This is a genomic window from Sphingobacterium sp. WM, assembly GCF_029542465.1.
Lineage (GTDB): Bacteria > Bacteroidota > Bacteroidia > Sphingobacteriales > Sphingobacteriaceae > Sphingobacterium > Sphingobacterium cellulitidis.
This window is the reverse complement of the sequence record NZ_CP120709.1, coordinates 2044176-2061730: the sequence shown is the minus strand read 5'-3', so window position 1 is coordinate 2061730 and position 17555 is coordinate 2044176. Positions and strand designations below refer to the sequence as shown.

The 17555-nt window shown below is 33.1% G+C and carries 15 protein-coding genes; 10 read left to right on the top strand and 5 right to left on the bottom strand.

The window, feature by feature from the left end; translation table 11 throughout:
* The first annotated feature begins 101 nt into the window (after positions 1–101).
* The 9 genes from PZ892_RS08850 to PZ892_RS08810 all read left to right on the top strand — a co-directional run bounded on the left by PZ892_RS08850 (position 102) and on the right by PZ892_RS08810 (position 8780).
* Positions 102–2144 (top strand): TonB-dependent receptor, encoded by a 2043-nt coding sequence (locus PZ892_RS08850; RefSeq protein ID WP_277712830.1) that lies wholly within the window; start codon positions 102–104, stop codon positions 2142–2144.
* Positions 2145–2149: 5 nt separating this feature from the next.
* A complete protein-coding gene (locus tag PZ892_RS08845) occupies positions 2150–3217 on the top strand; it encodes an HmuY family protein (protein ID WP_277712829.1) in 1068 nt (355 codons plus the stop codon).
* A 2-nt stretch (positions 3218–3219) separates the two neighbouring features.
* Positions 3220–4092 carry an ABC transporter substrate-binding protein gene (locus tag PZ892_RS08840; protein WP_277712828.1) on the top strand — a complete coding sequence of 291 codons (873 nt, stop codon included), beginning with the start codon at positions 3220–3222 and terminating at the stop codon, positions 4090–4092.
* Entirely contained in the window at positions 4092–5147 is a 1056-nt protein-coding gene (locus tag PZ892_RS08835) for an iron ABC transporter permease (RefSeq protein WP_277712827.1), read from the top strand. Before PZ892_RS08840 ends, PZ892_RS08835 begins: the two co-directional genes overlap by 1 nt.
* Entirely contained in the window at positions 5144–5971 is an 828-nt protein-coding gene (locus tag PZ892_RS08830) for a heme ABC transporter ATP-binding protein (protein ID WP_277712826.1), read from the top strand. Before PZ892_RS08835 ends, PZ892_RS08830 begins: the two co-directional genes overlap by 4 nt.
* 16 nt (positions 5972–5987) lie before the next feature.
* On the top strand, positions 5988–7013 hold the full coding sequence (locus PZ892_RS08825) for a ChuX/HutX family heme-like substrate-binding protein (protein WP_277712825.1): 1026 nt from the start codon (positions 5988–5990) through the stop codon (positions 7011–7013).
* On the top strand, positions 7014–7847 hold the full coding sequence (locus PZ892_RS08820; protein ID WP_277712824.1) for a ChaN family lipoprotein: 834 nt from the start codon (positions 7014–7016) through the stop codon (positions 7845–7847).
* A gap of 65 nt (positions 7848–7912) precedes the next feature.
* Positions 7913–8251, top strand: a complete 339-nt coding sequence (locus PZ892_RS08815) for a hypothetical protein (protein ID WP_094256377.1) — start codon at positions 7913–7915, stop codon at positions 8249–8251.
* Between the two features lie 4 nt (positions 8252–8255).
* Entirely contained in the window at positions 8256–8780 is a 525-nt protein-coding gene (locus tag PZ892_RS08810) for a DinB family protein (RefSeq protein ID WP_277712823.1), read from the top strand.
* Between the two features lie 65 nt (positions 8781–8845).
* Here the strand turns inward: PZ892_RS08810 and PZ892_RS08805 are convergent, their stop codons facing one another.
* The 5 genes from PZ892_RS08805 to PZ892_RS08785 all read right to left on the bottom strand — a co-directional run bounded on the left by PZ892_RS08805 (position 8846) and on the right by PZ892_RS08785 (position 14717).
* Entirely contained in the window at positions 8846–9247 is a 402-nt protein-coding gene (locus PZ892_RS08805; RefSeq protein ID WP_094282054.1) for a hypothetical protein, read from the bottom strand.
* 62 nt (positions 9248–9309) lie between these two features.
* Positions 9310–10467, bottom strand: a complete 1158-nt coding sequence (locus PZ892_RS08800; RefSeq protein WP_277712822.1) for a HEAT repeat domain-containing protein — start codon at positions 10465–10467, stop codon at positions 9310–9312.
* Positions 10468–11122: 655 nt separating this feature from the next.
* A complete protein-coding gene (locus PZ892_RS08795; protein ID WP_277712821.1) occupies positions 11123–12628 on the bottom strand; it encodes a helix-turn-helix domain-containing protein in 1506 nt (501 codons plus the stop codon).
* A 55-nt stretch (positions 12629–12683) separates the two neighbouring features.
* A complete protein-coding gene (locus PZ892_RS08790; RefSeq protein WP_277712820.1) occupies positions 12684–13775 on the bottom strand; it encodes a helix-turn-helix domain-containing protein in 1092 nt (363 codons plus the stop codon).
* Between the two features lie 3 nt (positions 13776–13778).
* Positions 13779–14717: an AraC family transcriptional regulator gene (locus tag PZ892_RS08785; RefSeq protein WP_277712819.1), complete on the bottom strand. Its 939-nt coding sequence runs from the start codon at positions 14715–14717 to the stop codon at positions 13779–13781.
* A 621-nt stretch (positions 14718–15338) separates the two neighbouring features.
* Between PZ892_RS08785 and PZ892_RS08780 the strand changes: the two genes are divergently transcribed.
* A complete protein-coding gene (locus PZ892_RS08780) occupies positions 15339–17543 on the top strand; it encodes a bifunctional alpha,alpha-trehalose-phosphate synthase (UDP-forming)/trehalose-phosphatase (protein WP_277712817.1) in 2205 nt (734 codons plus the stop codon).
* Positions 17544–17555: the final 12 nt, after the last annotated feature.

The window sequence follows — 17555 nt, the reverse complement described above, 5'->3', positions numbered from 1 at the left end:
TCGGAATTCGTCTTTCATTTTTCTAATTGCGTCATTTTCTTGTTTGGAACAATTCTAAATAAGGGCTATGTTTGTCTTACTATTTAAAATCATTCTAAATAATGTTGCAAAGAAATTGTCTTTTATTATTAGGTTTTATACCATTTTCTGTTCTATCCCAAGAGGCAGATAGTTCGAAGAAAGTTCTTCCAATTGAGGAGGTGGTAGTAACAGGTCAATTTCAGCCGAGCACATTAAAAAACTCAGTTTATCGGGTCAAAACAATTGACAGGGATTATATAGAAAGACGAGGTAGTACAGACATGTCGACCTTATTAAATATGGAATTAGGTATTAGATTTTCTAATGACTTGGTTTTAGGTGAATCGGATATTCAGTTGATGGGAGTCAGTGGTCAAAATGTAAAAGTTTTAATTGATGGGGTTCCCTTAATAGACCGTGGAAGTAGTAAGCAAAGTCTATCCCAAATCGATGTTAATACTATTGAAAGGATAGAAATAGTTGAAGGTCCGGTTTCTGTGATGTATGGAACTGATGCCTTAGCTGGTGTAATCAATATTATTACTCAACGATCGGGAAAACAAAATAATAAAATTGGAATAACTGCGAGAATACTTGAAGAGAGCGTTAGTTCTGAATATAAGCCATTTAACCAAGAAGGTCGTCATAATGCACATCTAGGAATAAATTATCAGATGGATTCATGGGAAATAGGTTGGAATGGGTCCCGAAATAATTTTGGAGGTTTTCAAGGAGAATTGACTGGTCGAGCACTACAATGGCAACCTAAAGAACAATGGTTGAGTTCTGCAAAAATTGGATATAAAAAAGGAAAAATCAATTCATGGTATAAAATAGATTATGCCAATGAGGATTTATATAGTCCAGGTCCTATTACTGCGAACTATAAATATATCGATAAGAATTATGTGACAGATAGATTGACGCAAGTCTTGCAAAGTCAATGGCAATTGAAGGAAAAACTAAATTTAAGCGGTTCCTTTTCTATGCAGCATTATAAGCGATCCACGATAACCAGATTACATGATTTATCAAATCAAGAATCAGAGTTAACTACTGGTAGTGGCGAACAAGATGTTTCTAGGTTTAATCAAAGTTTTGCGCGAATAAATGCAAATTATTATTTGAACGAAAAGATAGATTTTTTAGCTGGTATAGAAGCAGATTATGATCATGCTTCTGGAGCCCGAATTCAAGATCAATCTGAAATTTATGACTTTGCTGGCTTTGTGTCTGCGGAATATAAACCATCTGAGTGGGTTAAGATTCGTCCAGGAATCAGAGTTATCCATAATTCAATTTATGATGCTCCCCCAGTGATTCCATCTTTAAATGCCAAAATTGATTTCAATGCTCAATGGGCATTAAGGATGGGTTATGCAATGGGATTTCGAGCTCCGAGCCTAAGAGAACTCTATTTTACATTCCACGACAGTAACCATGCGATAAATGGCAATAAGAATTTAGAGGCGGAACATAATCAGAACTTCAATTTAAACTTAAATTATAGTAAAAAGATTGAAAATAGTTTTATGAACTCTTCTCTGAGTGGTTTTTACAATCGGTTTAATAACCTGATTAGTATCGGCCAAGATCCAAATAATTCAGCATTGTCCACTTATATAAACATTGGGAAATCACAAACCCAAGGATTGACCTGGGAGAACTCATTAGATATCCATAATTCTAAAATCAAACTGGGAATAAGCTATATCGGTCGTTCCAATGATTTACATGAGGAGAATCGGGAATTAGGAAAATACTTTTGGACAGCCGAGGTTAATAGTTCCTTTATTCAGGAAATTCCTAAATGGGGGGCCAACATCAATCTTTTTTATAAGCTATATGGCAAAAGGCCAAGTTATCAGATAACTGGTTCGGGGGATTTGATGACAGTAAATCAAGCTAGCCAGGACGCATATCATCAATTGGACATTTCTGTCAATAAGCATTTATACAAATTAATAACAGTACAAGCGGGGATTAGAAATTTAACCAATACTACGAATGTTCTTAATACAGCAAGCGAAGGAAGCGGTGCCCATAGTACCAATAATTCTTCTATTCCAATCAGCTATGGACGTTCGTTCTTTTTCGGATTACTATATCAATTTAATAAATAACAACAATGAATAATATCAGCAAATTATCGAGTATTTTATTAGCAGGTATCCTAGGGCTAAGTTCATGTGAGAGGGATAAATCGAATCCAATACCCGTCATCCCTCCTTCTGACGGCAGTAAATTAACGCTTCAAGGAGGTGAAGGTGGCACTGATGCTGCCAATGCGGTTTACATAGATTTAAGTACGAATACCCAAACGGCTATTGCCAGAAATTCATGGAGTTTGGGTTTTTATTCAGGTAGTGAATTTAGGGTGATCATTAATAATCAGATGGGTTATTCAGCTATTGAAACTTCACAGACAGATATAAAAGCCACCAATTCCAGTAATACAGATATTTCTAAGCTTGCATTCGACATCAATGCGTCGGTGATGAAGAATTATGATGATACATTAGGAAGAATAGATAAAACGGTAATTGCTGAAATAAAAGCTAATGCCAGTGAAAATAAAGTGTTTTTAGTGAATACCGTTCATGGCAATAGCGTTGATAAAGCGAACGTTTGGAAAATCAAAATAAATCGAGGAACTGCAAATGATTATTTATTGCAATATGGAAAAATTGATGATGCCAATCCGCAGAGCATGACCATCAAAAAAGATGCGAAGCTAAATTTCAATTTTATGGCATTTTCGAATGGTCCTGTAAAGGTTGAACCAGCAAAGGATGAATGGGATATTGTTTGGAATAAGAGTATGTATTTTACCAATATGGGCACCATAGCAGTTCCTTATTTCTTCAGTGATCTTGTTTTCCTAAATCACCTTAATAAGGTTTCAGTTTCTCAAATCGTATTTCTCGATAAAGAAGGAAAACCGAATGGAAATCCTAATTACGAACAGTTTGATTCAAGTAAGCTTTCTGAAGTCAAATTTAATTCTTCTAGGAATGCGATGGCTTCATCATGGAGGAACACCTTATCTGTTGGGGTCTTAAAAGATAGATTTTATGTCATCAAAGATAGTCAAGGAAATATTTACAAACTAAAATTCTTGGTTATGGGTGTAAAAGAAGATGGTGGCAAACGCGGATATCCAGAAATAGAATACAAACTAGTAAAAAGCAATTAAGCATGAATAAGCTATACATATACATTTTTAGTATTGGACTCGCTTCACTCCTATTTTCTTGTGGGAATAATATGGAAAAGCAGGCGAGAAACAGTGATCAAGGGCAAGATAGTTTAAGAATAGTTTCTTTGAATGGAACCATTTCGGAAGTAATCAGCGAATTGGGGTTGGAGGATAAAATTGTGGGAACAGATGTGGCTTCAACTTATCCAGCTTCATTGAATTCGAAACCAAAGGTTGGTCATAACAAGAAGATCCCTGTTGAAGGTGTTATTGCCTTAAAGCCAAATTTGATCATAGGTACCAAAACGGAAGTAACTCCAGAAACGACAGAGCAATTTAAACATGCTGGAATCAGAGTTATTTTATTTGATCAAGAATATTCAATCGATGGCACTCGTAAGTTAATAAAAGGTGTTTCAGACTCATTAAGTCTAACCAACAAGGGAGACTCGATAATTGCCAATTTTGATAAGGCCATTCATTCTGTTGAAGCCTATTCTAGAGAACAAGAAAAGCCTAAGGTATTATTTATTTATGCTCGAGGAGCAGGAACGATGATGGTTGGTGGCATTGGAACTCAGGTTGATAAAGTTATTGATTTGGCTGGTGGCGTCAATGTTGCCAAGGATTTCAAGGACTATAAACCATTAACAGCTGAAGCTTTGGTGTCATACAATCCTGATGTCTTGCTATTATTTTCAAGCGGTCTTTCCAGTTTAGGAAATGAGTCAGGGATCTTAAATGTTCAAGGGGTCAAGGAGACCAATGCAGGCAAAAACAAGAAGATAGTTGCCATGGACGGTCAATTATTAACTGGATTTAGTTCCAGATTACCAATTGCTATTGAGGAACTGTATTCTAAAATTCATTAATGACGATACAAAGAAAAAAAAGAATCTCCATAATCTCTTTACTATTATTTCTACTTAGCTCCTGCATTCTTTCCATCGGTGTAGGAGCGGTAGAAATATCTTTTCAGAATATCCTGAAAATATTAGGCAAGTATGTTTTGCAGCTTAATATTGAGGGAATTCCCATTCAAGAGGAGTCGGTTTTCTTAGCGATTAGGGCACCTCGGGTATTGCTAGGAATGATTATCGGGATGACCTTAAGTATTACGGGCTGTGCCATTCAAGGGATATTTAGAAATCCTTTGGCAGAACCTGGATTAATTGGTGTCTCCTCTGGAGCATCCTTATTTGCAGTTATGTTTATTGTTATGGGGCAAGGATTATTCAGTCAATTAACATTAATATTTGGGTATTATGCATTATCCATAGCTTCCTTTATTGGAGCCATGCTAACAACTTGGATTCTATATTCATTTTCACTAAAACAAGGTAAGGCCAATATATCCACTCTTTTATTAATTGGGATAGCGATAAATGCTTTAGCCATGGCAATTACTGGGCTAATGACATTTATTGCAACTGATGACCAACTAAGGACGATAACATTTTGGTCATTAGGAAGCTTGGGCGGGGCAAATTGGAAAACTATTATGGCCATCCTGCCCTTTTGCATAATCTGCATCCTAGGTTTATTACCATTTGGAAAAGCATTAAACGCGATTGCTTTAGGTGAATCCCAAGCAGAACATTTGGGTATCGACCTAAAAAAAGTTAATAAATACATTATTATTCTATCAGCATTGGGTGTAGGTTCTTGTGTTGCAATGGCTGGAATAATAGGTTTTATTGCATTATTGGTCCCACATATATTGCGAATCAGCATATCTGCAGATCACAAATATTTACTATTTGCATCTACCCTTTTGGGCGGTTCCTTATTAGTTATTGCAGATTTGATTGCCCGAACAATTGTGATCCCAGCGGAGTTACCAATCGGGATATTAACATCATTAATGGGAGCTCCCATGTTTTTGTTAATCATATTAAAAAGCAAGAAAGAGAGGTTCATTATATGATTGAAGTTTCAAATCTGAGCTACCAATTGGGGAATCGATTATTGTTGGAAGACATTAGTTTCAAAGCCAATTCTTTTGAATTACTAGCTATTCTTGGACCAAATGGAGCAGGAAAATCCACTTTATTAAAGGTCTTAAGTAAGCAAATCAAGACTTATTTAGGGGATGTTAAAATCAAAGGAAAAGACCTTAAAAAACTGGATTTAAATAGTTTATCAAAATTCAGAGCAGTTTTACCCCAATCAAATTATTTAAATATAAACCTGACTGTCTTCGATGTTATCCTGATGGGTCGATATCCTCATTTTAAAACTAATCCTAACCGAGATGATATTGAGATTTGCAATTTGGTATTGAAGGAAATGGGATTGACAAAGTATAAAGACTGTTTTATTCATCAACTTTCAGGTGGAGAGCAACAAAGAGTTCAATTGGCTAGAGTTTTGGCTCAAATTTATGCTGTTCAGCAGGCAATTTTATTGATGGATGAACCAATTACAGGTTTAGACTTACAATACCAACAAATCATTCTTGAAAAAGCTAGACTTCTTGCGGACAAGGGAGTTACAGTTATTTGCGTTCTGCATGACATCAATTTAGCATCCCAATTTGCAGATCGAATTATATTATTAAAAAACGGAAAAAAAATGGCTTATGGGTGTCCAAAAATGGTATTAACAGAAGATCTGATATTTAGCACCTACCAGATACGGGTTAAGAAGATACAGGTCGATGAAATTGAATATCCAATCATTGTACCTTACACAGCTAGGCCAGCATCAAAAGTAAATCAAAAAGATTCCTTTATTATTTCATATAAATAAAAAACAGAAAAAAACTATGGAAACTATAAAATCAACAACATTAAGAGAAAAATTCAACACCTTTAAGATTGAGAATCCAAAAAGCAGAATTAGGGAAGCTGCAAATCAACTTGGAGTGTCAGAAGCTGAATTGATTGGTATAAATCCAGAAAATATTTTATTGCTTCCTGAGTTCAGTGCTATATTGAATGATATACCTGTTTTAGGAGAGGTAATGGCTTTAACTAGAAATGATAATGCTGTACATGAGAGGCACGGGACTTATAGTAAAGCGAGTTTTCATGGCCAGATAGGATTGATATCAAATCCGGATATTGACTTGAGATTGTTTATGGCTAATTGGAAGTATGCTTTTGCAGTAACAGAGAACCAAAGAAAAAGTATTCAATTTTTTGATAATCATGGAGATGCTATTCATAAAATTTATTTGACAGAGAATAGTAATTCAGATGCATATGATGCTTTGGTAGAAAAACATAGATTCAATACTCCCACTGAGATTAAAATAGATTTAAAACCCTTTTCAGCAACAGTAGAGATATTAGATGACGATGTTGATCAAATCAATTTTCAAACTGATTGGAAAGGGCTTCAAGACACACATGATTTCTTTGGCTTATTAAAGAAATATAATATCAGTCGGTTACAATCTATGCGAATTGCCCCAAAGGGATTTGTGCTACAAATATCAAATGAAAAGGTGGATAAGCTATTAAAATTAATTTCTGAGAAGAAATTAGAATTCATGGTATTTGTAGGAAATAAAAATTGTTTGCAAATTCATACAGGAAAAGCTGAGAAGATTATCAGAACTGGACCGTGGTTAAATATTTTGGATCCAATATTTAATCTCCATTTAAACGACACTAATATTGCTTCATTATGGATTGTCAAAAAACCAACGAATCTAGGGTTGGTCCATAGCATTGAAGCATTTGATAAAGAAGGAAACCTGATTATTCAGTTTTTCGGAAAAAGGAAGCCAAATATTCCTGAAGATGAAAACTGGAGGTTAGTTGTTAAACAATTAGAAACTGAATAAATGAAATATTTTATATTCTGCTTGATCAATTTGCTTACAGTTTTACAACTGAAGGCACAGGAGACTTATATTGTCTACGATAGGAATGGCAAAGAGGTAAGTCTTGAGGATATCATCAAATTGGCAAAAGATAAACCATTGATTTTCTTTGGTGAATTACATGATCAGTCATTTGCTCATCAGGCAGAATATGATTTATTAACGGGTTTATTTGAGCGGTATAAGCAAAAAGTAGTAATAGGAATGGAAATGTTTGAAGCAGATGTACAACCTATTATTGATGAATACTTTTTGAGCAGTATTAATCAAAAAAGCTTTGAGAGTGAATCAAGAATTTGGAAAAACTACATAGAAGATTACAAGCCATTAGTTGAATTTGCCAAGGAACACCAATTGAAGTTGATTGCGACGAATGTTCCAAGGCGCTATGCAAATACAGTATATCATCAGGGAATGGAGACTTTAAATCAACTATCTCCTTATGCTAAACAGTTCTTTCCCACCCTACCAATTCATGTTGATACTACCCTTCAAATTTATAAGGAAATGTTAGATATGATGCCTGGGCATAGCAATGCCAATATTATTTATTCTCAGGCTTTAAAAGATGCTACAATGGCACATTTCATTCAATTGAACAATAATTCTGGAAGCGTGTTTTTGCATATCAACGGCTCTTATCATTCCAAAAATAAACAAGGCATATTGACCTATTTAAATGGCTTTCCTATTCAAAAAACCATAACCATTAACTCTGAACTTGCCAAAAAGGAAGGTGAAAACCGGGATTACTCTACTTCAGACTTTACAGTTGAGCTCAAAATAGCTCAATGATAAGGAGCTATTATTTTTTATTTTTCTATAAATAAACTTTAACTTCATCAGGATAAATTAACCTTATGAAGATTTTATTTTTCGTTGCTTTCTGGGTTTGCCAGATTAGTTCAAGTATAATTTTTAAATACGGTGGGATTCAGCCCAAATATCAGTGGGCGGCCTTAATTGCTGGAAATATTATTTTGCTTTCAGCATCTTGGTTTCTTGTTCAGCTCTTTAAAACAGTCCCCCAACCTATCGTTATAGCATTATGTTCCGGTGGAACATTTTTAACTGTTCAACTAGCTATGGCACTCTGGTTTAAGCAGCCATTGAGCTGGATGCAAATTTTAGGCTCATTGATAATCATCGTAGGTATGGTCTTAGTTACTTTTGGTGACAAAAGTATCTCTCAAAGTTAGAACTATGAAAAACTCCAATGATTCAGAATTAGAAGTTTGGATGCGAGGTCCAATTCCTGCAGTTCCTGATTTATTGCAAGGAATTGCGCATGCATTACTCCAGGTAAATGAGGATATTCAAAAATTAGACGATTCAATAATCAAAAAATTCCTCTGGGAAAAACCCTTTGGAATGGCTAGCATAGCTTTTCATATGCAGCATATTGCAGGGGTAGCTGACCGGATGTTGACCTATTCCCAAGGTAAATCCTTAAGTGAAAAGCAATTCGAAGAGTTAAGAATGGAAGGTGTTCCTAATGATAAAATTCAGGTATCCTTTTTAAAAGAAAAGCTTTCAAATTCCATCCACAATTTTGTCGAAGAATTAAAAAAGATAGATTCAGACAGCTTAACTCAAGAAAGGTTTCTCGGACGAAAAAAAATCCCCACTACACAAATTGGCTTATTATTTCATGCTGCGGAGCATGCCCAAAGACATTACGGTCAATTACTTAGCACAGTCAAAGTACTTCAGCATAGCATTGCATAGGGAGTTTGCCCTAATAAAATGGAAATCCTAAAGCCATTTAAATGACTTTAGGATTAGCTTTGCTTTTAAGCAATTTTTTCATCGAAAAACACGATGAACTGGGTAGGATTAAATCCTGTCCGGTCTTTTATGCTTTTAGCAAATTTTCCATAGGATGAGAAACCAGCAAGTGCAGCTAAATACGTTAATTTAAAGTTCCTTGCTTCTTCCACAGTTCTTAAATAATTGTTGAGATAGTCTAACCTCAAATTATTTACATAGTTAGGAAAATCAATTTTCTTATTTCTGTTCACCACAAAAGAAAGATATTTGGAGTTACATCCAATTTCTTTTGATGCAGTAGTAATAGAACAAGAAGGATTTAAATATGATTCTTGAGCTTCCCATTGAGTTAATGCTGCCAGAATCTTATTCTCCGTATCTGGGTTCATATACTCCTTTTTAATAGTTGAAACGTTGTCAATCATAATAAATAAAATAGATAGTGTTAATTAAATTGATATATAGATGGTTTGTTAGAATTTATCCCTTAACCAATCTGGTAATTGATGTTCCCTAATAGGATTTCATTCACCTCATGGTTATCATTAATAGGCTTTTCAGATTCTCCATTGATGTCACTGCGCATTAGTATCAATGCCTGAATCAAATCTGTTTTTAACTCTTCATTTTTTTCCTCGAAAAAAATTTCATTTAAAAATTCTAATCCAAACCTAGTTTTAAACAAAATGACAGTCTGAACTATGGATCTTTTCAATTGGAGACTTCCATTTTTATAGCAAGAAGTAATTTGAGATTCAGCCTGTGCGTAATTTAATTTCGTTAATGCATCAATTATGGCCAACCTAACATTATCATTAGGTTCATTAGGTAAAAGACTAGCAATTATTGATGCACAGCCTAATTGCTTAAAGAATGCGATTTCCTTTACCATAAAAATTCTAAAATCAGGATTTTTACTATTTCTAACCCAACGGCTTAATAGTGGTAATCTTCCTGAATTCGATTTTTGTAATAGGAATTGATGAACTAGTATTTCATCAAGGGGGGTAAATTCCGTGTCGAAGCTTTCATCCAAGAAGCGATATGGTTCATTCCCTTCAATTTTATTTATGAATTTTGAACTTCTAGCCATAGTCTTTTTCTGTTCTTCTGATTTTGATAATTTGGTAATTGAATTCGTTTCCTCAATTTTTAAGTCATTGAGACATTGTTTTGCTTTATGAATTCTACTGGTATTATTGGACACCAATTCTAATTCCCAAAATTTAATAATCCCAAATCCTGAAAGTATATGCTTATAATTATTATTATTCAGTATATACTCTCCCAATCTCGATTTAGAATTTGCTTGAATCAACAATTTGGAAATAATTTTCAATCCACGTCTTGACTCCTTAATAGCGTGAAGGGATTCAATTTCATTTAAAATATATTTCTCCGACCTATTGGTACTCTCAAAGAGAATAGCATTCACTAATGTTTCTATTTTCTCCTTTAAGCTTAGGTCTTCAGTTTCTACTACGTGGAGTTTCCAATTATTAAAAAGACTTCTTAATTTATTAATTATTAAAACTAAAATTAATGCAATGCTGATTAAAGCAGCTAGCCTTAATAGAAAAGGAAAACTCCAGAATTTTACCTGTAACTGATACGGTAAAAATTGAAGGTTATAACCTAGATACATACTTTTTAATATTTATTAATAATAGTTAGTTGGCAAAGTCGCTAACAGAATTTCCCTAGCTTTTAAACTCTAGTTAATTCCTCGTTTGTGATATACCAAAATTACATCTAGTCCCTAAAAAAGTATGTCCCAAAAATGAAAATATCTATTCAATTACATAATTAAGACATGTCTTAAAACATTATATATAGTTAATTATCAGTCTATTAAATACATCCAATTAACGAACATATATTAATTATCAATTTTCTGAAATTTGATAATTTGCATTAAATTTCCAAGCTTATTTTGGACTTGTGAGGAGGTGGACATGGGCTAAAATTCACAGATATGAACAGTTTTTAAACTAAATAAGGTGATATTTCGTAGAATTATACGTTTGGAACATCTAAAAAATAGGTGATTTTGGAAAATTTGGAGGCTAATAATTGGATCTTTTTAAGAAATTCTTTACCTAAAACAGATTATTGGGAAATATATTGCTCAATCTGTATATGAAAAATTACGAAAATTGGTAAATGTCCACCGGCCTACAACATTTTATTAGATAATATTAACCTAAGAGTTAAAATTGAATAATGTATTTTAAGCTATATTCCTTGGAATTTTTTCCTCATTATTTGGTAGAATCCAATAAAAAAATGAAAGGGTTGGACTAAATTTCTGTTTTAGAGTTTTGTTTTAAATTCTCTATGAATTGAGACGGGGTCACTCCTACTACAGATTTAAAGGCTATGGTAAATTTGCTATGTGAGGTAAATCCAGACATTTCAGCCAAGTACGAAAGCTTATAATCCCATAAAATCTTATTTACCTCTAGCTGTTTAACAATATATTGGATTCTTAAATTGAGTATATAATCATTAAAATGTTGATTTTTATACTTCCTAATGATATAAGAGACATATTTTTGATTTGTATCCAGTTTATTTGTTATCCAGCTCAACGTAAGGTTTTTATTCAAAAAGAATAATTCCAATTCCAAATCATTGAGTTTCTTGACCAACCTAGTTTCGGTTTCAATGGATATATGGAATTCACCAGAAGACTGTATTATATCTTTTGAGGTGTAATTGGAGCTTTGATTTGAAACTATGGGTTTTGCAGTTGTGGGAACAAAATCAATATCAATAGCCTCGCTCTTCGATCTTTTCGGTCTAATTTTAATCAAATAAAACAACACACAAATACTGGTCATAATAATCAATGACCAAATCAACACAACATTATTTCTTTTGATGGTTTTAATTTCTCCTAAATAATCTCGAATTAAATTATTTCCGATAATTTGAGCTGTATTCCTATGTTGCTCTTCCAATTGAGAATATTTATCGACAAATTGAATTGCCTCATGATCAAGCCCTTTTTTTCTATAGTATTTAGCCTCTAAGAAATAATACTGTTTTTTCAGTTTGATGTTGTTAGATCCTTCAACATATGGAATAGTTTGATCCAGGTATGTTCTAGTGGAATCAATTAGACCTAAATTAAAATAGTTTTCCGCTAAACATTGAAATGTAAAGGGCTTAATAATCGTTTCAACCCCATATACATCATCCAGAATCATTTTTAAATAGGATATGCTTTCCTTATACATCCCCAAAGCCAAATAACTTTCAGCAATTATCAAGTGATTTTTAGATCTAATCAAAAAAGATCTAGGATTGTTGACATCGATATAACCTTTTTTGCTTAATGCAATTTCCATTAAATCAACAGCTTCAGTATATTTTTTATTGAAAATGGATTGATAAGCTTTTTCTTGAAGCAGTTGAATTTCAAGCTGTTTCCTAACCAAGCTATCCTTTACAGATTGAATATCCACCTCTGCCCTCTCAATATAATTACTAGCCTGGCCAAAAATCCCGATATCTCTATAAATAGATGCCAAAACTAACGCTGAACTGGCCTCAAAATCCGGGAATCCAATCAAATTTGAAAGTTGATCAGCTCTATTTGCATAGTTTATTGCGATAGAATATGTTCCAACGTTTTGATGAACTAAGGCAACTAAATTTTGAGCTCTTATTTTGCTGATATCTGATTCCGAAATTTGCTCTAAAGAATCAGCCAGCCGAAGTGCCTCTTTATAATCTTTTGCCATTAATTCTGCTCTAACTGCAGCATATCTCTTTTCAAATGCTGTCCTTTGAGAAAACAACAGATTTGGGAAAAATATAGTAATGCATAAAATATAAAGAAGACAGCGATTCATATTATTGAGGATTAGGCAGATACTGCTCCCTATATTCAATAGGTGTGCATTTTTTTTCTAAATTAAAATTCCTGTAGAAAGAAGCCCTGGAACTAAATCCACATTCAAGGGCCAAATCATCAATATTCATATGAAAATCAGGCTTTGTCAGTTCTTTGCATACTTCTTCTATACGAAGGGCATTAATCGTTTTTAAGACATTTTGTCCAAAATAGTCTTTAAAGAATTGAGAAATTAAGGATCTAGAAATCTTCAAATCCCTTGCCATAAGATCAATATTAAATTCAGGGTTTAAGTATTTCTTTTCTTCCAAATAGTGAAGAATTTTGTCTTTATAGGGTGATTCTTTAGCGTCCTGATTGAATTTATGATCAATTACAGGAATATTAGTGTTCTGGACCGTCGGATTTTTAAGAGAGTAATCAACGGGTTTCAATTGAGATATTAAGGAACGAAATAGATAATTATAGATCATACTGATCCCAATCATCATAATCATATAAACCGTAATTCCCGAAACTGGCCTACCCGCATCAAATTTATCAATAAAGGTAGACATGATTGTAGGGATAATAAAGGCTGCCAAAACTAATAAAAGAATGATAAAGTAATAATACAACCTCTTGGTGTCAAGTTGCAGAAATTCAGTAATGTTACCTTTTAACAAAACTGAAATCGGATAGAGCATCCATGAAAGACCGAATAAGCTATAAAGAATTATATAATAAGTCTTTCCATATTGGAATCTTATAAACTCACTACTCAAGAAAATAATGTAAACAATTGTCAATAAGAAGAAGGGAATCCCATGAATAATAATAGTTTTCGTTTTAATCTTTTTGTATTTGAATGCCAGATATCCAAAATATAAGAACGGACCATATAAAAGCCCAAAGGGGGCTCCAATATCTACGTACTTGTATCCAGGAATAATATCTCTAAAAAGTGCTGCAAAAACAATGTGAATAAGCAGCGTAATAATCAAAGCTGATAAGACCTTCTCAAAAACACCTTTTACAGGCAGGTTCGTATATACCTGATAGCTTAATATACAAAGGATAACAATGGCAGAGTAAATAAAATATACCAACATAGGCTATTTAATTAATTTGCTTCGATAATTTGAAGGTGATTCTCCAACATATAATTTAAAATATTTATTAAATGCAGTACGGGAATCAAAGCCGCATAAATTGGAAAGATATTCGAGCTTAAAGTTCTTAGAATCCGAATGAATTAGACTGATGGCATACTTTATTCGGAATGAAGCCAACCAATCCTCAAAATTCGAATTAAGAATATTATTAATATAAAATTCAATTTTACACTTATTGAAACCAGTTAGTTTTCCTAATGTTTCCAATGTTAAATGAGCATCCAAATATAAATGCTCGTGTTCCATAAGAGAATTGATACTCTCCTGGATCATTTGAATTTCCCTTTCAGGAATAAGAGTATCATTTTGTTGAACGGGAATTAATTGAGGTTCTTCCGAGGTATGGGAAGAAGAGAAACGGTTGTTGATTAAAAACCAAGTCAACACCGCAATATTCACTACTATGATAGAAGATATAACCAACTGAGGATGATAGTTGCTTACGTTATTAGACAGATGATTGATATAAATAATATTGATGAAGAAGAAAATTGCAAACCCTAGTAAAGCTAAAATCTCAAGTAGGATGAGGTTTCTTTCGTTTACAAAAACTGTTTCTTTCTTTTTTGAGAAAATCACCAATGAAGGGTAAATAAACATCGAAGAAAGGATGGTAATAAAATAAAAATGTAGATAAAAACTATGGTAAGAAGACTGAAATAGGAAAAAGAATATTGCCCCAATGATTATTGGAATAAAATGTAACCCATCTTTACCAAAAGAGAGCGTTTTTCCCATTTGATTTAAAAATGCCAAATAAAGTAAAGGCCCAAATATTAATGGAATGGGAAATTCAATTCGTTTCATCATTAATAATATCTGGATTAATAAACCAATACAGAAGATGGTTAAAAAAATCTCAAATACGTTCTTCTTCATGTGATAAATACTGAATACTTCAAATACTCAGTTAAGTGGAAATTTCTATATAGATTTAAGATCTACATACAAGATACCCATGTTAATAATTGCAAAACAATAAGTACATTAAATGTAATAGTGCGCTAAAATTGCTCCTGATAAAACAAATATATCTAATTATTCACATATCCATTAATATGTAACATTAAAGCATATTTGCGTATTACACTCAAACTTATTGTCTTATTCTAGTTAATGTTTTATATAGAAATAATTTATTTTTTTATGGAAATTGAGCCGTTTCCTATGGTTCAATATCATCAATAATTAAGGTTAAAGTAATCTAAAATAATTTTTAAACTCTTAATAAAAAGTAAATATTACAGCTAAAATTTCAATGCAATTAGGCTTATTGAATACAAAGGTTCAAAAGACTTTCGCTTACTGTTAAACTTAATTTAATTTCTATATTTCAAAGGTAATCAATTGACTAAAAACTGGGTAGTTAATATTTATTAAATTTACATTACGTCAATTTAAATATTATTTAATTTTTCCAGATCAATAATATTAATAGTTTCCAAATGTTTAAACAAATAATTAAAACAAAATGTTATTAGGATTGTATTATGGTTACATATGTTACACAATCCAGACATACTTGATTCGGGAACTCTCATCATTTCGAATCGATTACCCATCAAAATTGAACGCAAAAAGTCTAAACTTAAATTTACGCCCAGTGAGGGTGGCCTAGCTACAGGTCTAGGGTCATTTTATAAAGAAAATGGCTCTTGGTGGATAGGATGGCCAGGAATTATTCCAAAGAATAAGGAAGAAGAAGATCTTATTCGGGAAGAACTTAAAAAGTTAAACCTAATCCCTGTCTTTCTAACTGAAAAGGAAATCAAAGGATATTACGAAGGTTTTTCAAATGCTATATTATGGCCATTATGCCATTATAGACCTAGTTACGTAGAATTGAAACAAGAGTTCTGGCTTTCCTATGTAGAAGTAAACAAAAAGTTTTCTGATGCTACTTTACCTTATATAAAGGAACATACTCGAGTATGGGTACATGATTATCAACTGATGCTTGTACCCAAATTTATTAGAGAGGCTATTGATAATTGTAGTATTGGTTATTTTCATCATATCCCTTTTCCTCCTATTGAATTATTCAAAATGCTTCCTTGGCGAGATGAACTTCTCGAGGGTTTATTAGGTTCTGATTTAATAGGCTTTCACACGTATGAGAATGTAGATAACTTTTTAGATTCTTGCTCAGGAATATTAAACCTCCAAAATAATATCAATAACCTTAAAATAAAGGGAAGGACCATTTTAGTCGATGTTTTTCCAATGGGTATTGACTATGAGAAATACAAAAACCAGGCTCTTTCAACAGAAACAGTTGCTTATAGCAAACAGCTAAAATCTTTATATGATCAGCAAAAGATAATCTTATCCGTTGATCGCTTAGATTATAGTAAGGGAATCATCCAAAGATTAACCTCCTTTGAAATCCTCTTAAATGATCATCCAGAATTGCATGGAAAGATCGTTTTATATATGCTCATTGTTCCTTCGAGAGATCAGGTTAATCAATATAAAAAGTTAAGGAATGAAATTGACCGGAAAGTTGGTAATATTAATTCGGTGTATGGAAAACCAGGTTGGCAACCTATCGCTTATTTCTATAATTCATTGAAATTTCCTGTATTATCTGCTTTATATGTAGCTGCTGATGTTTGTTGGGTAACTTCATTATACGATGGAATGAACCTTGTGGCAAAGGAATATATTGCGAGTAAACAAGAGACCAGTGGGGTTTTAGTGATAAGTGAATTTGCGGGAGCCTCCAAGGAACTATCCGATGCTTTAGTTATTAATCCTTATGCTGTACATCGAACAAGCAGAACCTTGTATGAAGCCATACGTATGGATCAGGAGGAACAAGATGAACGCATGCATGCCAGCCAGGAAATCGTTTCCAAATATACAGTGCATCATTGGGTTAATCTTTTCATGCAGCGTTTGGAAGAAATAAAACATCAACAACAATTAGAATTATCGAGAAAGGTACGTGAAAAAGTTGAGCAAAAAATAAAGTCCCAATACCAAGAAGGTAGTAAAAGACTTATCCTTTTGGATTATGACGGAACATTGGTTGGATTTAATAAAAATGCTGATAAAGCCATTCCTACCGAAGATGTTTATGATGTCTTAGATAAATTAAGCCAAGACCCTAAAAACCTGATCACCATAATTTCAGGAAGAAAATACACGAATCTAGAACATTGGTTTAGCAATAAACCTTATTTCCTGATTGCAGAGCATGGCATTTGGAGTAATTATCCAAATCATGATTGGCATCTGGTTCCAGGCTTGACCAATACCTGGAAAACAAAAGTCCTTCCTATTCTACAAAGGTTTACAGACAGAACTGCAGGTTCTTCAATTGAAGAAAAGTCACACTCCTTAGCTTGGCATTACAGGAAGGTGGAAAGAGCATTTGGATTAAGACAAGCTCAAGAACTTCTCCAAGAATTAAGACACATAAATCAGGTTTTGGAATTACAAATCATTAATGGTGATCGAGTTATAGAGATAAAAAACAAACTAGTCAATAAAGGGGAAGCCGCAGTAAATATGGTGAAAGAAATCGAGCCAGACTTCATTTTATGTATTGGTGATGATGCAACAGATGAAGATATGTTTATTGCCCTACCTGAAAATAGTATTACAATTAAAGTCGGCGATAAACAATCTCATGCTAAATATTACGTTGAAAACCATAAAGAAGTAATTGAACTCCTTTCATCTTTAGGAGAAAATAAATAGAATAAAAAATAT